This window comes from Legionella steelei (assembly GCF_001468005.1).
Taxonomy (GTDB): Bacteria; Pseudomonadota; Gammaproteobacteria; order Legionellales; family Legionellaceae; genus Legionella; species Legionella steelei.
Map to the genome: position 1 here is coordinate 1 of NZ_LNYY01000002.1, position 24105 is coordinate 24105.

Genomic DNA, 24105 nt, shown 5'->3' on the forward strand with positions numbered 1-24105 from the left:
CATTCAATAACTTATCAGAAAATATGGATTTTCCTTAGCGTACGTTTTCGTACCATTGGACCTCAACCCCCTACAAGAGCAATTAAAGGTGTCTATTAAAATCCATAGATTGATGCAACACCCGAATAACTGCAATACCATAATGGGTCATTTTGAAAAAAACAACATGAGAACCAACATTGAAAGCCCTCAAATCCTGACGGACATAATCACATGTTCGAGAAATAAGTGGATCATCTGCAAGGTATTGGAAGCTTGTTTCAATTGCCAAAATATAATCTTCTGTTCTTTTTATACCAAATTCGCGCGTACTGTATAAATAGATTGACTCAAGATCCTCTATAGCCTTTGGATAAAGGCGATATGTTTTATTTAGCATGAGGGGCTTTCTTCATTCGCTCAAGAAATTCTTCCGCGTTCCACATTAATGGATCGCCGCTCCCCTCCCCTTCATCGATAAGATGACGCAACTGTTCAAGCTTTGAAGCCGCTTGTTTTTCACGAAGCAGGCGCAGCGATTCTCTTAATACTTCACTATTACTTCTATAATCTCCTGAATCAACAAGAAACTGAACATAATCACGAAGTTCACTACCCAAATCAACAGTCATTGTGCGAGCCATAAATACCTCAGCAATGTAAGTAAATGTCTTACATTTAGTATATAAGACATTTACTTACATTGCAATAAATTCATTACTCTCACTAGAGTACACCCTTGTGATGCCTATCGTGATCTTGAAGCACCTACACTTTTAGCTATCAAAAGATGCCGATTGTATAATTTGATAGAACCAAATCACATAGTCTAAAACCTATTGATAGACTCTCTCGGCTTCCTAACTTTCAAATAATTCTTCTATGGTCGACTGCATCTCTTCTTGACTGGGTTTTGCATAACGAAAAATTTCCTTAATGGACACATTCCCACTAAGCTCCTGTGCAAAATGCACTCCATGTTTATCAGTCACTTTCTTCAAGAAAGTATGCCGGAGCTTATGGGGTGTAAATTCAAATCGCTCGTTCTCTGGTAATAGTGCTAACACTTGTTTTAAGACACGCTGACATATTCTAAAAATATTCCGAGTATTAATACGATTCCCAGCCCTATTAATAAATAATGGTTCGTCAGGTTCTGAAACGCGGCTTTTTAAATAATGCTCCAAATGTTCCCTAGCTTCTTGAGGTAAAGGAATTTTTATAGTCACCCGTTTACTCTTATGTCGTACTACAGAATGAAGTCCTTTCGAATGATACTGGTGTACATTTAAAGTAACGAGCTCAGATTCCCGTAAGCCTGTTCCTAGTAACACATAAAATACTGCCGTTTCCAGTAATGCATTTTGATTTTTTCGGGTGCATATTTTGGCTCGTTGTTCACACGCTGCTTTTAAACGCATAAGTTGTTTTGAATTTAAGCCATTCCATTCTGGCGCATCAGTTTGTAAATCCTTAACCCCGGATAACGGGTCACCTGCGATTAATGGTCTTTGTTGATAAAGCCATCGGCCTGCATGACGAATTGTTGCCATTGTCCGATTAATGGAAGTCGCTTTGTATGCTTTTCCGGTTTTCTCCGAAATGGTATTGCATAAGGAACGTTGAAATTGTTTACTTACTGCTGGTGTCCAATTATCTACCTGGTCATGTCCTACTTCGACCTGAAAAAAATTTAAAAATTTAGATAAGTCTTTTTGTTTCGCCTGGACTGTTTTATCAGGTGCACCTTTGACATGAACCTGAACATAAAATAACAACCAGGCAGACAAAGAATTGGTATCAAAATGAACATCTAAAGGATAAAAAACCTTATCTACCCCAAACTTTCGATTTTTGCTATTTTGGTGATCCAATACGTTCAAGACATTCTCCATGAGTGTTTTTTTCATTTTACCTCATTTGGGGTAGATAAGGTACGTTATCTACCCCAAAAGCATCAAATCATTTTTTTCATTAAATTTTTATAACGTGGCCTTTTTGTGCTACAATTAAATCATCATGATTTTTCGAGATAAAAATGAAAACGGCAACTGTAAGAGCACGAGTAGAACCAGCATTGAAACTGGAAGTAGAGTCCGTATTAAATGAATTGGGTTTATCAGTATCAGAAGCTATTGAAATTTACTTACGTCAAATTAAATTAGTACATGGGATCCCTTTTGATATCTGTATCCCAAATAAAACAACCCAAGAAACATTTGAGCATACTGATCATGGTGAGAATCTTAATTATTATAAGAATGCCAAAGATATGTTTGATAAGTTGGAAAGCTAATGCTTAAACCCATAACCACGAACCAATTTGAAAGGGATATTAGACTTATAAAAAAACGCGGCAAAGACCTTAATAAGGTTTTTAAGATCATGCAATTACTTTTAAACCAAGAAAAATTACCATCAAAAAATCGAGATCACGCATTAACAGGTAATTATGCTAATCGCCGTGAATGCCATGTAGAACCTGATTGGCTTTTAATTTACAAACTAGAATCTGATGCGATTATTTTTGAAAGAACAGGAACGCATTCTGATCTGTTTAGATAAAATTAATATCCTTTATGATTAGCCTCTAAGGCACTCGGTTTTAACAAAACCACTCTCACCACTATCTAGCACTTTAACCAGCCTCACTGTTACGGCCATTCTCCTCAAACATGCCTCCATATACTCCACCAGAGATAACAAAGCCTCAGGAATTAGGGCTTATCAAAAGCAAATTTTAATGAATGCTGTAAAAATACTGATTTGTTCTGAATGGCCTCAGAAAATCTTATTGATAGCAGCATACAGTAGAGACCCGAACGAAACTTACCATCTTTATTAAGTATTCTTTTTTCACGTTCAGTCAAAAAATTAACAGGCGCATCTTTTCCTATACAGCCATCATTTTTCTTAAAATAATTAACTGCTTGAATTAAGTCGTTGTCCGAATGCTCTTCATCTAGATCCAGTATTTTTAATACTTCAAATAAAGAGTCCTCTTTTGCCTGCTTATATTGTTTTTCAAGTCCGTCACAATAAATAGCATATTCAATATCATCATACTGTTGATTATTGCCACTATGTAAATTATCTCGTTTAGTTGTCATGGAACCCCTTTCAAATAAAAATAGGCTGCTAATTGTAGCAACCGATGTCTTCCCACTACTGGGTTAGGGGTCTTTATCAAAGTGTATCGTTTTCCATTGGGCAAGAACGTCAAAGATTGACAAAGACTTCTGGCTATTGCCATTAATTTCTGATCAAAAACCATTCAAAACCCTGAACCGAACTGTTAAAAATTATCGCCATAAGCTTATTGTAAAAGATTATCTCATAAAAAGCCCCAGATGTTTAGCTAAAATACAAAGAGGATTTTGTAAATACTCTATATCTTATAAATGAACTTTAAACAGTCCTATTCATCATTTGAATTCAATCTTGGTTTCTATATCCCAAAAAATCCATATAAAAAATAGACTATTATTTTAATAAATATACAAATATAAGATTTAAAAATGGCAACTAATACAAGAAATCAATTAACGGATCTGATTGTAGATAGATTAAGCGAAACTAAAGAACAGTCGAAACAACAGTTTTTTCTTGAGCATTCTATAAAAGTTGCCCGTTATTTTACACTAGACAACCTTCTTCCAACTGAAATTGCTGAAAAAATATATGCTAACTTTCCTAAACCAAGTGACATGCATCTATTAAATATTCCTGGAAAGTTAAAACTAAAATACAGCCACCTAAAAGATGTATCCAGTTTATTGCAAGATATTAATTTTGCAATTCAAGATCCTCGAGTTGTCGCTTTGATTGAAGAAATAACCGAGATTAAAAACCAAATTCCTGATCCATCAGAGTACGCAGGTGGAATTAGTACATTACTCAAAGGATTTCGTCTTAACCCTCATTTGGATAATTCGCATGCTGTAGACAGAAAACACTATCGAACAGTAAATGTACTTTATTATGTGTCCCCTAATTGGCGACTCGAAAATGGTGGAAATTATGAACTATGGGATAAAGAAATAAAAAATTGCATTGTTGTTCCTAGTCTTTTTAATCGCCTGCTTGTGATGGAAACAAATCGATCCTCTTGGCATGCTGTGAATCCGGTTTTATGTGACGCCCCTCGGTGTTGTGTGTTTAATTACTTTTTTTCTAAGCAATCTCCTGAAGGTGAGGAATATTTTTTCAATGGGAATTCATTTAGCGCTCGACCTGAACAAAAAATTCGTCGTGCAGTTGAACGTATTAAAAAAACATTCCTAAGAAGAAGATGATGATGATTTATCAATGCAACTGGGTAACACATTAGGAAGCATTGAACGAAGTTGAGAAAAGGATCAGATAAATGTTATTTGCTTTAGTTGTTCTCTTCGGTGTTGTTATGGTTCTTTTTTCAGAGGAGTTTAGCAAATCCTTCAAGAAGCTATGGGCAATAAAAGGATCTAAATTACTTCTACCACTGTTTGCTGCTTCTTGGTTTATCTATACTTTTGATTTTTTGTTTGTTGGGGTAATCTTTTATCTACATCAATTTTTGCACGATACACTGGCCTTTTTGATAAGGATTATGCCTTTTCAGCAAGGTGCAGAATCCGTAGCATTAGTCATCTTATTAACGTTTTTTTCTGTTGTCCCTGTGCTAATTATTGATTTTTTTACTCGAAAGAAAAACTATAAGGGTTATCAATACCCTTATATAACAAGTACAATAATTTGGATATTGTGCGTTGCTCTATTAATAATCATCTAATTGTTTATACCATTCACAGCACAGAACAATTTTTAAAAAAGTGAATAAACAAGAGAACGTTAGCCGATTTTAATCTATTTTAATCGAGCCATCGCATTCTCTTTGACCTAAAACATTTAATACATAGTCCCAAATGATACTTGGCACATTGATTCGCGTTCCATCAGAGGGATTAAGATGCAAGTCGATATAGGGAAAGCTATTATTTTCAATAATGCCAAATTGTTGCTTATGCCATGGAAGAGAAATATCCTGACAAATAAAATCAAGACCCGTAAGGGGTATATTGAGTACTTTATGTACTCGTTCCAATAACAGTTTATTCTCTGGATGGATCAGATCAATAACATTACTAATTTTTGCACCACTACCTATAGTCACTTTTTTTGAAATAAAGATTTGTTGTCCTTTGTTTATTACTGTGTTAAATGCAACTCCCTGAGCCTCTAGTATTTTCTTCAAATAACTATTGAGATTAATTTTGCGTGAATCACTACCACCTGCAGCTTTATTCTTTTTATCGATTAATTCAGCCAAAGTACTGAGACCATCACCGATCACGCTTCCAGGCAGTCGCATCACACAAGCGACTAATGAGTCATCAATAATTAATGACCGATAAACATTGCCAGGAATATGTTGTTCAACCAATACACGAAAATCAACTTGTTTTACTATTTTAATTGCCTCTTTTAATTCATTTGGCGTTTGAATAGTACACAAGGCATGAATACTTAGCGATTCGGATACGGGTTTCACAGCAAGAGGGAATCCTAATTCAATGCCATATTGATAAGCGCTTTTACTGGAAATAAAAACCTTTCCTACGGGACAGGGGATTTTTTGGTTTAATAATTTCTTTTTGAGAATCCATTTATTATCGTATTTGGTATCCTCATCAAAGTACGTATTTTTTTGATAAAGAAGAGAAATAGGGGTTTGCGTAAAATAATATTTTTTGTTATTGAATACCAACATAAAATACAACGTATGTAATTGGGACTCTTTAAAATTATACAGTTCTAATCCCCTTCGTTGCGCCTCATCCCATAATGCAAGTACACTATTATTAAATTGGTTCCTATCAATGATATTGGTTTTGGTAAATAATTTTAATTTTTGAAAAATAGTAATGGACGTCCTATTTAATAGATTATCAAAACGTAAAAAATCTTGCTCTGAGAGGAGAAACGCTTTAGATAAAGCATAGATAAATGGATTGAATATAAAATAATCGAATAAACTAAAAATTTTCCTTCTAACATGACAGCGTTTTTCAGGATAGCAATGCTCACAAATTTTATCATCCATCACCGTATACTCCCTTATAGGTATGGTGTCATCTCAAAGTAATAACGCTTTTATTTAAATCCGTCTGCTCGACCTTTTCTATATTCCTAATCTTAGTTTCTTCGTAACCTCAAAGCTACCCCCCAAGGCACGAAGCAATTAGTTTAAAAAGACTTACCTATGAGAAACCCTGATTTAAATCCACAATAACTATCCTGTTGATTTTTTTCTTTGCTCTTTTCCGGTGTCAAAAATCCTAAAGTTAACGTTTTTGCTTTGGGTAAAGAGGCAGTGAGTCGTTCTGATTCTTCACTCACAGTAGTTCCTTTTGCTAATTCTTTTGGTGTATCTGGTTTTTCTTCAATTTTAGCCGAAGTTTTCTTTAAGCTACTGGGGTTTACCCCATGAAAATTAGTTATCCCTCCTAGCTCATCAAAACTCCTTGCAAATCCATAGGTTTGAAAAAAGTAATTAAATACGTTACCTATCTCTACTTCTGGAGAGATGATTGAATCTGCTAGAATATGTCCATTATGTGAATTGGCAAAATAAACTACAGCCGACTTATCTTCTAAATTCATTGCCACCCACGCTCTGTATTCATTCATATCACCGGAATGATAGGCTCTGCTTGCACGATGGATATGGCCTGTTACAGCGGTAATCCATTTTAATTCATCCCCTTGGGCTAATTTATAGGACTCGGTACATTTTGTTTTCAGCCTGTTAAAATCATCCTGATTACTCTCAGTCAATTCAATCCTACTAACCGTTCGACTGGTTTGATCTGCATAAAAAAGCGCATCATTAAATAAAATGACCGCATTTCTATCATCCAATAAGCCTTCGATACAATCAAATGAAGATTGGCTTGGATCGGTTGTCATTTTAATAAGACCGCACCCACATTGCTTATCGGTTTGTAATCCAAAACCTAAACCCCATGCTACATTGTTTTTATCCTGTTCTAATCCATTGACTTCGATTGGCCAATTGCCAGGTAAATAATCATTGTTCATGGAGACCATGGGTTGAAATGCATACTGTAGCTCTTCGTCATTCATCCAGGCTACTATAAATTTGGCATAATCACTTGGCGTTGTATAGAGGCTATTTGCTGCCTGAGGCGGCTTGCTTTTATCGAAATGATAGCTGCTGTGCTTCATGTTTAAGGCTTTTTCCCCAAAGATGTGTTCTTGGGCAAGTGATTCAAGATTTGAGCCTGTTACTGCCTCGATGACTTCTTGCAAGTAAGCAATCCCTGGGCCTGAATAGGCATATTTTGTGCCAGGGTCAAACTGAAATTCAATGAGCCCTTTGCTCTCATCATGCGTAATGGGTAACCCTGTCGTATGGGATAATACCATCTCTGCGGTCAAAAGCTTGGCCTTATCTTCATCTTCTTTACGGAATTTTTTTAGTATCTCTGGAAAAACTTCATAAAGCGGGGTATTTAAATCAAATTTAGCGTTAAATTTTCCTAGACCAGGTTGGGCTTCATTCGCGTTATTGGCTGCTATTAATTTTAATACCAAATAGGCAAATACAGGTTTACTCAGTGATGCAGCTCCAAAAACTGTTTCAGGAGTTACGTCCATGGACGGACTTGAATGAAGATGGTCTGTAATTGAGGTAATCTCACTTAATTGATCATCGGACAAGATATCTATTTGTTCGTCTTTGGCGAAACTCTTACGAAAGTCTTTTAACTGATATTCATCCAGCTCAAGCTTATGAAGCTTATCCTTTGATTTGTTATAATAAAGTACACCTTCTTCAGTAAGGATGTAATACGATTTATAAAATTTGCTTTGTTCTTCCTTAGTTTTAGCCACAGGCATCTTCAATAACCCACATTGGGTTGATCTGACAGTGCCTTTAACGAGTGGCGGAGAAATAATTCCTTCATGATTGACCGTGACAACCGATATGCCTGGAATATCGGCTTTTTTCATCACCTCTTCCAATGTCATTTTTGATGAGGGGGCAGTTGCTTTTTGTTTCTTCTCTATAATGGGCTGAAATGCTAAATCGAGAAAGTGATAAGCAACGTGCCCTTGTTCTTTATCGAATTCAAGGCGAAAATTGAGATTGTTTTCTGGTGAAAAAATGTGGTCACCAACAGGAATAAGCTTATAACTTTGTCCGAATGACTTGAGCTTAAGTGACTCTCCTTCAATGCTTAATTCATGAGGTCCATACTTGCCCGTATATTCTTGTAATTTTTCTTTACTTACCTCAATTGGGTTATCCAAATCAGTTAACCACGCAAGATGTTTTTTGATCTGTTGTTCAGATTCTAAATCTTGAAGCAGTGCTTGATTGAATTTGATTAGGGCAGTTTTATAATCACCCTTTAATTCAGCTTTTATGCCTTCCTGTTGCTCTTTCCAACCAGGCCTATCATAACACTCAATATGTTTCGTCAGTTCAGTAGTGTATTTAGGATCCAATTCAATGGCCTTGAGTAATTGGATTTTTGCAGTGACATAATCGCCTTTCGATTCAGCGATTAATCCTTCATGTCGTTCTTTGTAACCGGGTTTATCATAGGGCGTATAATCATATTTGCCACAAAGGTAATCGAGACCTTTTGTTACACCAACAACAGGAGTAACTAGCTCTTTGGCAAGAGACAAGCCATTTTGGCTGTTCGCAAAATAACAAATTGCAGAACCATTATCAGGATTTATTGCAACAAATGCCTTCGCGCCTGATGTATCTCCCCAATGAAATGCCAATGTTCCTTCCTCTGTTTTTTCTAAACCCCATCCTAATCCCCAAAATACAGAGTGTACTATTTCTTGAGGAATCTCTTTCTTTCTTGCTGTTTCATCTTTTTCTGTTGAGACGATTTCTTTCATTACTGTCTTTCTCAGCATTTGCTCTTTGAGTAGTGCCATGACAAATTGTGCATAATCATATGCTGTAGTTTGTAACGACCCAGCAGCAGTGACCTCGTCTCTATACGATTGGGGCTGCATCAGTTCATTATGACGGGAGGCAAATTGTGTTCCTGGCTTAAAACGAGCACGTTCAAAGTGACTGTTTTTCATTCCAAGTGGTGTAAATACATATTCTTGTGCCAGCGTTTCAAGGCTTTTACCTATTTTTGCTTCAATTACTCTCTGTAAATAGTGATACCCTTCACCCGAATAATGGTATTGGTCACCCGGTTTGAATTGGAACTCAAGTTGATTATTAGCAGGCTCCCAGTTAGGCAAACCTGTTTGATGCGACAAAATCATTTGTGGCGTTAAAGATGCTACTTTTTCTTTATCCTCACTCTTAAAGCGTCCATATTCTATTTCAGGCAAGGATTGTGTCAGGAAATCTGGTGGCAGTTGGTCTTTTTCTATCAGTTTTAATACTAAATAAGCAAACAGTGGCTTGCTCAAGGAGCACGCCTCAAATACAGTAGACTCATCAACACAATCTCCTGAATCCATATCAGAAATACCAAGCGCACCGCTCCAAGAAAGTGTTCCATCAGAAATAGTAGCAATGGATAGTCCAGGAATGTAGGCTTTTTTCATCAAATCGTGCAACATTTCTTTTTTTGGTAAATCAACGGGTATTAAAGAGGGTTGCTCTTTTGCCCCAACTGTTTTTTCATGATCCGTTTCGAGTTGAGGTTTTGGTAAAGGATGTTTCAATAAAAAGGTTTTTTCCCCATGGATAGAAAGGATTTCCACGAGATCGCTTTTGAAACTTAGCTTAAACGAGGGATCCTCTTCCGGCAGAAATTCGGTTTCTGATATGCGTACAAGCTTTGTTTCAACATTAAAACGCCTGCAGATTAAGCTGCCCTCTTTTAAGTAGATTTCTGCTTCATTGTTATAATTTCCTACAAAAGTTTCCAATGGAGCGGTAAATACTGTTTTTTCTAGAGAGGAAATTTGATGAACTGCATTCGACCATTCCAAATGCCTTAGCTTAAGCGCTTTTTCAAAATAAATTCTTGCCTCTTCAAGTCTGCCCTCTTCTTCACACATCTTACCCGCAATTGTTTCTTGCCATCCGGCCTCATCACTTTGACTAAAACTCATATAGTTAAAGAGTTCTTGCATATCCCCGATAGGAGGTAAAATAGGAGAATTCAAAATTTGAGTGGCGATACTCATCCCATTTTCTGAATTCGTAAAAAATACTGCACCCTTTTTTTCTGTAACATTTATGGCAATAAACGATCGTGTATTAGGGTTTGCACCCCATTGATAGGCGATGACTGCATCTTTATTTTTATAAATATGCCAACCTAACCCACAGGTTTTCGCAATACTGTAATCACTTCTTGGCTCAAATGCTTGTTTTATGATGGGATCATCCATACTATCCAACCAAGCACTCATCAATTTTGAAAAATCATTAGCTGTTGTAAGCAGTGATGCGGCAGAATGAAGTGGTGGCTCTATTGCTAAAATGGAAGTCGATTTTTCCAGCTGAGTATGAACAACTACAATATTTGTATCGTCTTCTGATTGAGGCTGGAACGTAGAGCGACTCATTTTTAAAGGATCAAACACATACTCTTTAGCCAACTTTTCTAAATTTTTACCCGTTTTTGTCTCGATGACTGTTTGTAAAAAAAGAAACGCTTCACCTGAATACGAATATCCACTACCTAGCTCTGACTTAGGATCAAATGCTAGTGGTGAAGATAAATTGGGAGCCCAATTGGGCAAGCCTGTGGTATGTGACAATACATGTCGAGCAGTTAATTTTTTAGCCTTTTCAGGATAGTCACCATCCACCTTGAATCGTTCATATTCATGGCCTTCTTGTTGAAGAATAGAAAGTAATGGCTCATCCAAATCGATTTGCTTCTCTTTGACCAGCTGTAACACCAAATAAGTAAATACAATTTTACTCAGTGAAGAGGCTGGAAAGCTCGTATTACCATCTACGGAATTTTCAGTACCTGTGGATTGAACATTTTTTTTGCCAAGAGCAAGAGAAGTTTTTGCAAGTCCGTGTTGGTGTTGTTCATTAGATTCAACATAAGCATAACTTACAGCGGGAGTATGAGCAGAATCAATTATTTTTTGTAGTTGCCCTTTATTACGTACAAAAGTTGTGAGTTCTTGATGAAGCATCATTTTTTTATCATGCATGTTTTTTCGGTCTATAATGGTTTTTTTTGTGTCTTCTACTCGTTTTGCATCCTCCTCGTTTTCAGGCAAGATAACAGGCAGTTGACTCACCGTATCTAGATAACTTTTAAGTGCTGTTGGTGGCTGCCCATGCTTGATGTATTCATCAGCGATGAGAGAGTATGTCCAGAAATCTCTGAGATTAAAACTAAGCTCACCCTGATTATCTTGGAAAATTTTATTTATTTTTTCAAAATCACCATGCCGTGCGTAGGCAAGCATTCGTTCTCCTACTGATAATTCTTGAGATATTCTCAATAAATCTTTTGAATCGATGGTGACATCATGAATCACAGGCTCTAAACCAAGTTTCATGGCACAAACATTGACTGCTCTAATGTTTGCCGGTGAAAAATAGGCATGAGTAAAATTAACAAAACTTGTTAAATCGACTTCTTTTCCAGAATGTAATGCATCAAACAACTCCTGCGTGTATTTTCCAGTATCATGCTTTATCGCACTTCCTATTTTAAATTGCCAATCACCTTTTTCATCTTTAAAAAACAGAATGTTTTCAAATCCCATGGCATCCAGGATGATATTAGTCCTTTGATAAAAATCACGATAATGATTTAAAAATTCAATCATGACTTCCCGAAGCTTGGGATCGCTATCCAAACGTTGCAAAATGGCACCGATTCGTTCATCAATGAACGCATAATCATTAAGCTCAAAATCTACTCCAGTATCGTCTTTATGAGTAAGCGTTTTATGTGCCTTATCAAACAAATCCTGGTTATGCTCCATCAAATAAATATCAAGTTCTGCGGGTTCTATTTTAAAATCAAATTTTACTTTAGATTTGAAGCATTTTTCATAGGGAACAATGGATAACGCAGCACTTTGAGACTCTTTTCCAGGAAGTTGTACTTGACATGTAACATGTTGCTCCCGGATGCAGCGTTGTTTTCCATCTTTATCAAAGCACTCGTATAAAACAGCATATTTTTTCTCTAATTCTTCAAGCTCTGTAGGATTGGGATTTTGTTTCATTAACTTAATAACAAAAGGCGCATCTGAAAATCGATAAAGTATGTGAGTCCCACCTTCAGCTATGCGCTCCGCTTGTGCTAAATCAATTGCACCCGATTCAGTCTTTGGTACTGAATGAATGAACTCTTGTTGTGCCAATTCACCAGACATTTTGTTCACTGATAGAATTTGAGCAATTTCTTTATTGGATGTAGACATAATAGAAAAACAAAAATAGAAGTGTTGCGCACATTTTAAACTAAAAAAATTACACGCCCTTTGGGTGAGCCTTTTTTTACGTTTTTTTTACAGCTCAAATTGCTTTTTTATGATAGGTTACTATGAATTTTTGGCTCATCGACTAAGAGGGACATTAAACTGACGCCTTACCTAACAAAAAATTATTATCTTGCATCCGCAAACACATTAATTCTTTATTTGCTATATCAATAGCGCGAGATAGAGCCCCAAAAATTAAATTTGACCCGAATAGAAGGATGTATAGCGTGTCTACGCGTCATGACCCATAGAGTGTGTTATTAATCATCTCAAGAGTACCTATAATGTTAACCGCTAGAATTCCACCAAATACATGGATTAAACCCTTTCCAGTAGCTCCTGGTTGACTACCCGAACCTGCAGCGCGTGCAATTAATACCCACCCTCTTACAAAAGCAATGAGACCGATGACTTGAATAATAATCGTCAATGGCCTTCCCACAACACTTCCACTACCAAATAAGGTATCAAGAGTCGAATTACCGCTATTAACCGGTGCATACTGAAGAACATTTTGATAACCAAAAGAAGATTGCATGAATGTCGCAAAAGTCGTTGGAAAATAAATCAGCATTGTACCCACTAACAAATAGGTTATTGGTTCTTTAGCATTGGTATTACTCGACATCATTGTTCGTTGTTCACCATATTGCTTTAAACAATAAACTCCCTTAAATAAAAAGGCGCAACCGATAAGATACGCTGCTCCTGTAATTAAGCGCTCTACAGGAAGCAAGTTATTTGCAATATTATTTAATATATTGACCTGACTTGATATCCAGCATGCCACTGTCCCGCCTGTACATGTATCAGCCATATAAAACCTCAACTATTTTCTTATCTAATCACTCGTACTGGGTGTAGATGGCTATCAATACCCATCACCCCTTCACCGAATGAATTAATTTCACCCCATACCTTGCAATTTTTATTTCTTTTCTTACAGTTAAGTTTAGAATATTTATGCCAATTTGTTTTGCACAACGATATAAATACTATTTAACACTAATTTTGCACCAAAATAAGACAAATCACTTAAATAGTGGCGTATTTTTACATAAATTTTGCAGATAATTTAATATTTGTGTATAATTGTCATAATGTTTATAAATTTAAATTTGGTATCCTTTATGAAAAAAGACAATGAAAAAGAGAAAGAAAAACATCAGCCCGTCCCTGAACCAACCACGGCAGGTAAAGCCAAAGAACAAACTTCTTCAGCCGCACTCACATTAGAACTATTAAAAAAAGAAAAAGAAAAACTGAAAGAGGTAGAAAAAAAAGAGGCTGCTGCTGAAGGAGCAAAAGTACGCTGTCGAACTTGTTTTAAAGAAATAGCCCCTACCCGTCGTTGTTTTGGACATGGTGGAGGAGGCGGTGGAGGTGATGGTGGTTCTGGTAAAACCTCCGAGGAAAAAGCAAGTTCTGGTGAAGATAAATCGCTCACTAAATCAGGAAAAATAGTTGAAACTACTGATGAATTGATAGGCGAGTTTGCTTCCATGGGAGATAGTGAAGCACTTGATTTAGAGTCTAGTTTTGACCCAGAAATAATTGAACAATTAATTGCTGATGGGAAATTGCTGGTTGATAGTGATCGCGAATCAATGACCCTTACCATTAAATTGCTTTGTGAACCTAATGAATTAACTGAAGAACAAAGAGAAGAATTAAAAAAATTCATGGAAGCGATTATAAAAGAATTCAATGAATTTAAAGAAGAAAATAATCTTTCCGATGAGTGTTTACAACTCATTCAAGATGAGGAAGGAAACATACGTTCTCTTCGTATTACTATGCCAACATTAGCCTTATACGATGCATTTATCCAACGGCTGGCAAATAATTTAGTACCAATACCCAGTCCAAAAGCACAAGAAAAGGATGAAGCCACGAAAGAACAAAGTATTGCTCCAAATCCACTTTCGAAGGAACCCAAGCCTTCTAATAAAGGCAAATCCTCTACAAAAGAAGAAATTGAGCCTAATAAGGATATAGAACCTAAAAAGGCTGAGGAAGAAGAACAACCGATATTTAACCCATCTCCTTTCAATATGAAACCTTGGTAATATAATGAGTGCGGATAAAAAATGCCTTGCTTTTATTCGTACTCATTAAAAATTTTTGTTTAGAAAATGGTTTCTAATATAATGAACCCGAACCGACCAGGATCAACATTATATCCTGCTTAAATATCGCCATTTGAAATCTAGCATCGTTGACCGCTCTCCCATGCAAAACTGCAGATCTTATCCTAGATGACCATTTTTTTGAAATCAAACCCTTATTTTGCTGTCAAAACACCCACTATTGCACAGGGTTATCCTCAGAAAATGTGGATAAAAGAGCAAACAAAAAAGGGGTTTATAGACCATATTTATCAATACGATTTATAAATCAGGTTTATAAGTCACATTTATAGACCTGTTCCATAAACCAGATTGATCTACCTCCTTATACAAGGGGGTTTATAAATAGGGTTTTATTAAAACACCGTCAATCTGTCTTTAAAACTGTTGCAGCTTGATCTATAAGGGGGCTATAACCCCCTTCCAATAATAAACCTAAAAAAGGGGTCTAACAGTAGTTAGTAGTTATTAATCATTATTACTACTAAAATATTTTATATGAAACCACTGATGTTCAAAAAGTAAGCGGAAATGATTGATTCAATAATTTCCAATTTAAAAAATAACATGGATAAAAACCACCTTATTTTAAAGATATTTTTATATCCTGAAATGATTTACTGTTCTACTAAATTAATACTCCCTACAAAGGAACGTGAGGGCGATTTTAGCCTACCCATATAAGTAGCATTTTTATTTCTTTACCATAAAGTTTTATGAACCGTATTTGGGGTCGTGTGGAATAACCACCAAAAGTGTTAATCCTGAATTAGTCGTCCTTCCAAAAGGATGCCTTTAGGTGTTTTTCGAGAGCGTTCACCATAGCTTTTATGTCAATTACACCATTACTCTTTTTAAAATTGTATTTGCCAGTAAACGCAATGTGCGCCCAGGCAATGGGAGATATTCTTGCAAATTTTTCAATAATATCCTGACTAACACCACCTGCAAGCATTTGTTCATATACCATGTTCAAAATAACGCTGTTGTACGCAATGATACAATTTGCAACAAGCCTTACTGCATGAGCACTGATGCGATTAGCAACTATTTTCTTCCCTTTGAAAACGCCTCGGTATATTTTTCTAATGAGTCCCTGTAATTGATGATAGGCTTCCGTTCGATTCCTTGCTGTTCGTATGGCTTTTCTCAGCGCCATGTTATCAATTAAATTTAGAACATGGATGCTTTTTAAGAGCTTGTTATATTCAAATAACGCTTTCTTTAGATTGGAATAACGTGCATATGAATTTATCTTTTTAACAAGGGTGCTTTGGGTATTTTCTTGCAACAGTAATGAAAGAAGAACCCGCAAGATGCCTCGTTTCTGAGATTTAATCAAGGGTATATTAATGATCCCTTTGGGTTGAATAATACCTGAGTAATCACTAATCGGCTTAACAGAATACAAATCACGAGCTGCTTCTTTTATATCCTTGATGCTTGGTACATAATCAACGTCTATGGAATCCAAGATAACAAAATTGAGTTGATTAAGCGAATGATTATCGCCAGTCACCATATCAATATTAATGTCTGTCTTATTTCCATTAATTAGGTCATAAAGTGAGTGCCCTTCGTACTCATTTAACCCGATATTTTTAGCATTAACTGCAACAAAATTCGCTATTAATGTATAAACAGAAATGCCCGGTGCTTTCCCAAGGTATTTTTTTGAATACCGTGATTGAATAGTGCTTTCGCTAGTCGCCAGTTTTTGCCCATCAGCATCCCCCAGTATTTTATTATCGATCAAGTCCCATAACTTGAAAATAGGCAGTGAGTGTACAAGGTTACTTGCCTTATCATTTGCAGGGCACATTGTGTCAATTCGAATATAGTCTTCTTGAGTTGAACGTAATAGATTAAATTTCAGATCAGACATTTCGGCCATTTTTTCAGTGCTAATACCGAAAGCATTTGAGAGGATACATGCATTGACAGCAGTTTTGGTAGGTTTTACTTTTACATTATATCGCGTTTTCATGTGGGTAAACACACTCCACATATCGGTACGATCCCCCATGTGCATCATAATATCTGGAATTTCAACTTGTGGCAGTGTTTTAAAAAAACTGTCATCAAGTTTTTCAACACTGTCATAACTCAAACTCCAGTCTTGTTCTCCCGATTTAGTTTCTTTAATGTTGAATGCTAAGTTTTCACCACGACGAATACGACCGGTGGTCTTATCCCATGCACTGTTTAGCTCATTTACTGCGTCATCTAATCGTTGGTCACAATAGATTGGAATTTTCAGATAGCCAAACTCGGTAGCAATTTTTTCGGCATCATCCACCAAGCTTTCACTAACCAAATCATGATCGATATCACAGTAGGACACACTGTCATTGCAACAGAGTAATCCTTTATCCAAACGGCGATACATCTTTTGATACACAAAAAATTCAAATAAATGGGGATCTACATGTTCATCATCCGCATTCTTTTTCAAATAAGGCAACATGGTTTTTGAAATAGAATCCTGCATCTCTTTGGGGAGTTTAAAGGACGATGGGCCTTTTTTTCGGCTGTAATGATTTTTCATTAACTCGATAAAGTCCATGATGTCGCTGTCTTCTTTATAATAGTCAAACGAGACATTGAGTAATACGGGGCGCAGATAAAGGGCGAAGAGACGGGATGATTCCAAATAAAAATCTCTCCTGGCAGCCTTTTTGTCAAAAGTGCTACCCACTAAATACTCTGCAATGATAGGAAACTGCTTTTCTGGTAAAATCTTATAGGCTTCATGATTTAATTCTTCATGGCTAAGGCCATATTTGCGATTGGGAAACCATTTCATAAAACGAGCTAATTTGGGTAGATCAACAACTAGGCTTGCATTATATTCCGCCAGTGCTTTATCGACATGTTTTGTAGCATCAGCCAGTATAGCTCTGATATGAAACATAAAGCTTGTTATCAAATTATCCATGATTTGGTGATAGCGGTGGTAAACAAAGCATAATGCTTGCAGCCATTGCTGCGTTATATTAAGTCGTCGTAATCGAGAGGCAGCATACTGTTCAGCCAAATCAGCATAATATCGAATGGCATTTTTGGACAGCTGAAGGGTTGGCATAAATTCCTTTGCAAATTTATATAAGCTCAGGATTTCTGCTGCTTTGGCTGCTTCTTCTTTGATGGAGGAATATTTAAAACTTTTCTGATCGGCACGAATGACATTGAGTTTAGTGAGCCCATCCTCTCGATTAATCAAATTTGATAATTGGTCTTGTTGCGCTTGCGGGATTGCTAGTATTAGTTTGCCCAGCCGTTCATTTTCTTTTGAAAATGCTTGGGTAAACAGATCTTGCAAACTGCGATAGGTTGGCAATAGTATTTTTTGATTATCAAAATAAACCAGCAATTGCCGAAATGTATCGTGACCTTTTGGATAATAGCGTAACAATTCACAGAGATGAGCTTCAACTAAACCAGCTTGCCTTGGTGACCAGTCCTGATAACCAAATAAGTTTAGAATAACGTTTTTTTGCTGATTCAAACTTTGCCTGGTAATGCTGCTTGGTAAAATGGCATTTTTTATTTTGTAATACCGTTCAAGGATATAATCAACATCAGTGCGAACATCGTCAAAAGTGAATGTAAAAAATTGGTGCTTGGCCTTAAAATAAGCAAGCTGCAGAATAAAGGCAACCCGTGTTTTTGTCGTTGAATATTGCTTCAACGCAGTAAGCTCGTCCCTACTCAATGAAAAATACAGCTCACGTTCGCCAGCATTAAACTCTGGGCGAGCATAAAGATCTTCAATTTCTGCGTCGGTAAGTAATTGCAACCGATTTTTCAGGGACATATTTTGGTTCAAAAAAACGGAGGTTTGGGTGAACTAATTTTTTAGTCAACAAAGGTCGCATTGTACGCTGATTTTTAGTAAGATAAAGCGGTTCAGTAAATCTTGGTTCAAAATATTGTTTTTCTATTAGTAAAATGGACTAAACTGTATGAAAATTGGATATGCGCGCGTTTCAACTAGAGATCAATCTTTGTCCATGCAGGTGGATGCATTAAAAAAAGCCGGTTGTGATCAAATTCATGAAGAAATTGCCAGTGGTGCAAAAACGGCAAGACCAGTGCTTGAAGAAATTATGCGTAACATTCGGGAAGATGACACCCTGGTTATTTGGAAACTGGATAGACTTGGCAGGAATCTGGCTCACCTTATTCACTTAACCAATAAATTGATTGAAAAAAAAGTTGGCTTAATAAGTCTGAACGATCCAATTGATACATCAACTGCCCAGGGACGGATGATATTTGGTATTTTCGCAACATTGGCAGAGTTTGAACGTGAATTAATCCGAGAGCGAACTCAAGCGGGGTTAAAATCAGCTCGAGCTCGAGGAAGAAAAGGAGGAAGACCCAAGGGCATGTCAAAATCAGCAATGGAAAAAGCGGCTATTGCTGAAGCTCTTTATAAAAATGGAACCATCCCTGTTAAACAAATTGCTGAACAGTTAGATATTTCTAAAACTACGTTGTATCTGTACTTACGTTCTCGAAATGTTTCTATCGGAGAAAAAGGTTGATACTTCAATTAGAAAATAAATATCTCATCATGAGCTGGTTATACAGGAAAATACAGCTAATGATAGTATTCTCCAAGAGGTACTAATGTACGAACGATTATATCATTGGTTTTTTGCTTTATCACAATATAGTAAAGCTCTTTACACTTCGTTCTATTCTTCTGTTTTATATTCCGATGTGGTGAAGCGTTGGCAGGGATTGGGTCTGGGGTATCTTTTATTCCTCATTATTTTGGGAGCCATTCCTTTATCTGGACGGGTAATCGTGGAATTTAATCATTTTTTTAAGGAGGAGATTCTATTCCCCATACAGTCACTCCCGCTACTGACCATGCAAAATGGCGAGATCACTTACGATCAACCTATGCCCTATTTAATAAAAAACAACAAGGGAGAAGTGGTTTCAATAATCGATACGACAGGAGCAGTGTCTGATATGAATCAGGCATACCCTCAACTCACGGTTTTAATCACCAAAAATAAAATGATTTTAAGACCGCCTAGCTATAAACAGTTTTTAGGTTTGGTTAAAAGCAACATTGGCAACCCCATTTATATACGTACTTTTGACAAAGGGCTTAATGGAATACTCTCTGGCGAAGAGTGGATTCATTCCACTGGGATTTCCAGATTAAATACGTTGATGCAAATCCTTATTTTTCCTTGCATAATTTTATTTTATTTTGGTTTTTTTGAGGTTATGTTACTTTTACTGTCTGCACTGGTGCAGTTGTTTTCTGATATTTTTTTCAGCTTTAAACTCCCATTTAAAGCCACATGTCGTCTATTAGCTGTAGCTGCAACACCTACCTTGGTTTTATTCTTTTTTATGCGATGCGGTAATTTCGCTGTTCCTGGAATGAGTTTGGTTTATGGAGTACTCCTTCTCAGTTATACTTCCTATGGGCTGTATTCAGCCAAACGGTTTAGTGTATGATTTTATATATTCTAACTGGACATAGCCCCCAACTCATTAATTCTACGCCCTGATAAATAAGTTCAAATTGTTCATGATGTATTATTCGAGTGGCCACAATAATTCGACTTCCTGATTTTAGACAAGCCATCTTTGAAATTAATTCATTCCAGGTCGCATCAGTAAGACAAGTGGCTGCCACATAAATAATACTAGCATCCCCAAAATCGTAATGTAAAAAACTGTCATTGATAAATTGAATGCGCTCCATTTGAGATAGGTATTCTTTCTCAACATCAAGTTGTTGAAATCGTTGAATTGCCTTTTTAAGCAGGGTATTCGATTGCTCATACAGAGGTGGCAACAACTCAATACCAATAGATTTGTTAACATTAAAAAATAACATAGTGCTCAATACTGCTTTTCCCGAGCCCGAACCTAAGTCAAAAAAAATATCCTGAGTGGAAGGGGTGGCTCGCTCAAGAATGGTATAAAACGACAAAAAATCGATTTCTCCATAAATAAACTCCTTATCTTGAATCAAATGTAATAATCGATACCTTATCGAAGAGGATTTTGCACGAGCTTTTTTGTAAAGTGTCTCCAAAATCCCAATCCTTTTTTCTATTCTTGACCAATCTGTATTCTGACTTAACTGTTTTTTTAGCTCTTTTTTCTTGAAATGGGGAACAAGTATATTGGTTAGTAGAAGTTTTAAGATAACTAATAAAAAAGGTATGGTGATAATAAAGTAGAACATTAGGTGTCACAGTGTTTAGGAAGATTTATTATAGTATTACAGCTTCTTCCGTAAAAATAATGTAAAAATTCCAGCAAAAAGAATTAAATGAACTAATTTCACATATAATTTCTCTATTATTGGGTTTTACCGCATATCCAGCCCAAACTGGCAATGAGATAGCTAAGCGACTTTAAGTGCCAATATTTTGTCCATATCGAATAGCATGCCCTGCTCTTCGATATCCTGAGTAAAATCATATTCCCCATGCAAATTGACATAATGCCAGATTAAAGTCGATCCATTGCGAATAATGGTTAGTAGTGCTTTCCTGCTTACTTCATCCTCTAACAGAGTCAATTTTTGCGAAAGGTATAGCTCATTCCATAATACAATTGCATTCTGGATTAAGCGCTGGCAACCAACAACCATTTCTTGTTCCTCCTTACTGCTGTATTGAATTTCCTGGTTGTTACCAAACAGAATGGCTTTTGAGAATTTATTCGATAGCTCAATACGATTTAACTGTTTTTCAACAGCCTGTCGTAATTCCACATCATCAATATATCGAAGAATAAACAGACTTTTAATAATCCGTCCAAATTCCTTTATGGCGCAGTACAATGGATGTTGTTTAGAATATGAACTGAGACGCTTGAACAGTTGTGATGCCGTTGTGGCTTTAAGTTTAATCGTAACCATCAAACGCAAAATATCATCCCAATGGGTTTTAATTAAATCAGTGTCAATATAGCGATGCGGAAGTATTTTATATCCGCTGGTTTCATAAGTACTTCTGGAGTTAAAGCTGTACAGAGTGGCTTTCTTCAGACCTTTAATTCTGGGTGCAAAATAAATCCCCAGCATGTTCAATATCCCAAAAATTGCTTCAGAATAACCATGTGTATCAGTGGAATGGATTGTGCTCTTGATCGAAAGATTATGTAATAATCCATCGGCGACATAAGCTGCTTCTCGTTCAGAACTACTGATGGACGTAGTATAAAACAGGCGGTTTAGCTCATCAATAAAGCTGTAAAGAGTAGATCCTGAACCGCTGCCAAAATATTTGAATGATTTATTGGAGTTCAATGACTCAACAACTACGCTGACTTTTCGTCCATCGCTGGATGTATGTAATTCACCAGGACTTTTTTGATAGATGCTGGCTAATGATAGCTTGCCGAGCAGATCAAGAATGCATTGATTGGCTGCGTTAATATTATCAAGACTCATGTGCCAGTTTACAAAGTTTTCCAGAGCATCTTCCGTAATCCCTTTGGAGACATTGGCCATCTTGCTGATGCCAATGTTGCATCCCATTCCTAAAATCGATGCATAAAATATAGATGTTTTGGGCAAGATCCTCTTGTCTTTAACGCTGTGATGGCGAAAGCAATCAAGGTAACCAGTTAACCGCTGAATATCACTCAATATTTTTAATATCGATGTATATTTCTGATCAGCAAACAGAGAAGATACCGACTGCGTATTTATTTTTTCGACTTTGGGTGTTGCCAGAACCATTCGTCCCTTTGAATCAAATTTGATGTGAGGATTTTTGTCTGCCTTGATACGGCGATTAGTTTTATGGTATGCCCCGTGGAGCTTTTTTTGAAGAGTTTCCATTAATTGATCAATGTCTGCAAAATCGAGTAACCCTGCTTCTTCCAGTAACCTGCTCCTGTTAGCCTGCCAATGTTCTTTGGGGTGTAAATAATTTTCCAGTGACAGATAGCGATAGGCTGGTTTCAAACTGATAACACCTGCCTTTAAAGTATCTGCCGTGTAAAAATACAGCAGAACCTTATAAAGAGATACCCTGAATTTACCTTCACTGGAATAAAGTGCAGCCTGCTCATTTTCAGATAAAAAGCTGACTGGCGCCTCTTTCCCCACATTCCCTGTTTTAGCCTGATAGTGTTTGATGGCTACTAAAATGGCAGGAATATCCTGATTTTCCGGGATATCAAATGCAATATTGCGCAAGATATCAGCCACTCTGTTCTGTAATTTAAGGGACAAATCCTCCAGTATCTGGTAATAGTTCTGTGCATTCATTTCATCAAGTGCCTGTTTTGTATATTCATCCAGTTTTGGTTCCGGTGGGTAGATTTCCAGGTGCTGGTGATAGTCCTCCAGCAATTGCCTGATTTGCTGAACTTTCTCTGAATCACTTAAAACAGGTGATGTTGCCAGCTTTTCAATTTTTTTCAGTTGAGCCTTATAGGATATTCTTGCATCTGATAATAATTGCAGGGTTTCCTTTTGCTGGTCTTTCTGTTTAAAGATCTGTTCCTTTTCATTTTTTGTAGCGGCGTTTTCTGTTGCCTTCACACAGTTGAGTAAAATATCTGCAAAATTATCCTGTCTTAACTGATATTGATGAACCAGAAAACAAATGATATGGAGATAGCGTTTATCAGGATGAAGCTGATTAATCTGAAACAGACTAGCCTTGCGAACCCAGGTTGCATAATGCTTGACGGTGTCATTGTGCAGATTTAGTCTATCGAGCAAGGGACTAACACTGTTATAAATACTTTGGATTAGTTGAAAATCCTCGATACTTTTCTTAATCTCCTTTGGCTTTCTTGAGTGACTGATGGTTTTAAGTCTGGCTATGGTTGAAGAATCCGCATCATCTATTTTTAGAAGAGCATCCATACTGATTTTGTGACCATCGGATAATTGATCCTCAATCAAATGAACCAGATGTTTATCATAATCACTGATTATCTCTGTGATGCTTAGGGCAAATCGATTATAACGAGGGATCTCAATACGCCTGGCTTTCAAAAGATCGAATACATCCTGTAAAATCTGTTTTGGTGGGTAACGACGAGCAACGCGATCATGGATGCTCTCCCTGAACAATGTTTTTGCCTCTTCATCAAAGGGTTTTATCGCTAGATATTCCCGAATTATCTGTTTATGGTAATTAAATGTCCGCTGATTATATTTTGTTAATTGCACCTCATTGCTGTCAAAGCCGTATTGGTAGCATATGACCTTGAGATCAGATTCATAAAATTGTCTTGGCTGGTAGAATCGCGCTCCTGCCAAGCAATACCCAAACAATAAAATAAATCCAGCTTTATTGGTGACGCTATCCACGCTTTTCAGCCAGACCGCTAACTCTGGTGGTAAACAAAAATATTTATTTTGTTCATCTTGGGAAAAATTTGGTGGAGCATTGAAAATAGTTTGTTCTGATGGGGTCAGTATTTCAAGCTTTGCCATTAAGGTACATCCAGGACATCAAATTTAATTCTTTTAACGCTCGTTTTATTGGGCGAGAAATTATATCATTAAGGTGCGTGGTAA

17 protein-coding genes are annotated in these 24105 nt (G+C 36.6%); 7 read left to right on the top strand and 10 right to left on the bottom strand.

The window, feature by feature from the left end; genetic code table 11:
- Positions 1–82: 82 nt before the first annotated feature.
- The 3 genes from Lste_RS00675 to Lste_RS00685 form a co-directional block, all read right to left on the bottom strand.
- Positions 83–379 (bottom strand): type II toxin-antitoxin system RelE/ParE family toxin, encoded by a 297-nt coding sequence (locus Lste_RS00675; protein ID WP_058509165.1) that lies wholly within the window; start codon positions 377–379, stop codon positions 83–85.
- Positions 369–623 (bottom strand): type II toxin-antitoxin system ParD family antitoxin, encoded by a 255-nt coding sequence (locus Lste_RS00680; RefSeq protein ID WP_058509166.1) that lies wholly within the window; start codon positions 621–623, stop codon positions 369–371. The genes Lste_RS00675 and Lste_RS00680 overlap by 11 nt, the downstream gene beginning before the upstream one ends.
- A gap of 216 nt (positions 624–839) precedes the next feature.
- Positions 840–1889: a tyrosine-type recombinase/integrase gene (locus Lste_RS00685; RefSeq protein WP_068310833.1), complete on the bottom strand. Its 1050-nt coding sequence runs from the start codon at positions 1887–1889 to the stop codon at positions 840–842.
- A gap of 128 nt (positions 1890–2017) precedes the next feature.
- Here Lste_RS00685 and Lste_RS00690 point away from each other — a divergent pair, with 128 nt between their 5' ends.
- Both Lste_RS00690 and Lste_RS00695 read left to right on the top strand, forming a co-directional pair.
- Positions 2018–2275 (top strand): type II toxin-antitoxin system RelB/DinJ family antitoxin, encoded by a 258-nt coding sequence (locus Lste_RS00690; protein WP_058509167.1) that lies wholly within the window; start codon positions 2018–2020, stop codon positions 2273–2275.
- Positions 2275–2544 carry a type II toxin-antitoxin system YafQ family toxin gene (locus Lste_RS00695; RefSeq protein WP_058509168.1) on the top strand — a complete coding sequence of 90 codons (270 nt, stop codon included), beginning with the start codon at positions 2275–2277 and terminating at the stop codon, positions 2542–2544. The genes Lste_RS00690 and Lste_RS00695 overlap by 1 nt, the downstream gene beginning before the upstream one ends.
- A gap of 152 nt (positions 2545–2696) precedes the next feature.
- Here the strand turns inward: Lste_RS00695 and Lste_RS00700 are convergent, their stop codons facing one another.
- A complete protein-coding gene (locus Lste_RS00700; protein WP_058509169.1) occupies positions 2697–3089 on the bottom strand; it encodes a hypothetical protein in 393 nt (130 codons plus the stop codon).
- Positions 3090–3497: 408 nt separating this feature from the next.
- On the opposite strand from Lste_RS00700, the gene Lste_RS00705 reads away from it, so the two are divergent.
- A complete protein-coding gene (locus Lste_RS00705) occupies positions 3498–4274 on the top strand; it encodes a 2OG-Fe(II) oxygenase (protein ID WP_058509170.1) in 777 nt (258 codons plus the stop codon).
- A 71-nt stretch (positions 4275–4345) separates the two neighbouring features.
- Positions 4346–4750 carry a hypothetical protein gene (locus Lste_RS00710; protein ID WP_058509171.1) on the top strand — a complete coding sequence of 135 codons (405 nt, stop codon included), beginning with the start codon at positions 4346–4348 and terminating at the stop codon, positions 4748–4750.
- A 69-nt stretch (positions 4751–4819) separates the two neighbouring features.
- Here Lste_RS00710 and Lste_RS00715 read toward each other — a convergent pair whose 3' ends face one another.
- The 3 genes from Lste_RS00715 to Lste_RS00725 form a co-directional block, all read right to left on the bottom strand.
- On the bottom strand, positions 4820–6061 hold the full coding sequence (locus tag Lste_RS00715) for a hypothetical protein (RefSeq protein WP_058509172.1): 1242 nt from the start codon (positions 6059–6061) through the stop codon (positions 4820–4822).
- Between the two features lie 143 nt (positions 6062–6204).
- A complete protein-coding gene (locus Lste_RS00720) occupies positions 6205–12384 on the bottom strand; it encodes a serine hydrolase domain-containing protein (protein WP_058509173.1) in 6180 nt (2059 codons plus the stop codon).
- Between the two features lie 298 nt (positions 12385–12682).
- On the bottom strand, positions 12683–13261 hold the full coding sequence (locus Lste_RS00725; protein WP_058509174.1) for a hypothetical protein: 579 nt from the start codon (positions 13259–13261) through the stop codon (positions 12683–12685).
- Between the two features lie 313 nt (positions 13262–13574).
- On the opposite strand from Lste_RS00725, the gene Lste_RS00730 reads away from it, so the two are divergent.
- Entirely contained in the window at positions 13575–14513 is a 939-nt protein-coding gene (locus tag Lste_RS00730) for a hypothetical protein (RefSeq protein WP_058509175.1), read from the top strand.
- An 829-nt stretch (positions 14514–15342) separates the two neighbouring features.
- Here Lste_RS00730 and Lste_RS00735 read toward each other — a convergent pair.
- Positions 15343–18390, bottom strand: coding sequence for a Tn3 family transposase (locus tag Lste_RS00735; RefSeq protein WP_058509176.1), 3048 nt, complete (start codon positions 18388–18390; stop codon positions 15343–15345).
- A 148-nt stretch (positions 18391–18538) separates the two neighbouring features.
- Between Lste_RS00735 and Lste_RS00740 the strand changes: the two genes are divergently transcribed.
- Positions 18539–19123 carry a recombinase family protein gene (locus Lste_RS00740; RefSeq protein ID WP_058509177.1) on the top strand — a complete coding sequence of 195 codons (585 nt, stop codon included), beginning with the start codon at positions 18539–18541 and terminating at the stop codon, positions 19121–19123.
- An 85-nt stretch (positions 19124–19208) separates the two neighbouring features.
- A complete protein-coding gene (locus Lste_RS00745) occupies positions 19209–20060 on the top strand; it encodes a DUF1189 family protein (RefSeq protein WP_058509178.1) in 852 nt (283 codons plus the stop codon).
- Here the strand turns inward: Lste_RS00745 and Lste_RS00750 are convergent.
- Together Lste_RS00750 and Lste_RS18635 are read right to left on the bottom strand one after the other, a co-directional pair.
- Complete coding sequence (locus Lste_RS00750; RefSeq protein WP_162264116.1) at positions 20050–20646, bottom strand: class I SAM-dependent methyltransferase; 597 nt, start codon at positions 20644–20646, stop codon at positions 20050–20052. The genes Lste_RS00745 and Lste_RS00750 overlap by 11 nt on opposite strands.
- A 315-nt stretch (positions 20647–20961) precedes the next feature.
- Positions 20962–24021, bottom strand: coding sequence for a Tn3 family transposase (locus Lste_RS18635; protein WP_058509180.1), 3060 nt, complete (start codon positions 24019–24021; stop codon positions 20962–20964).
- Positions 24022–24105 lie beyond the last annotated feature (84 nt).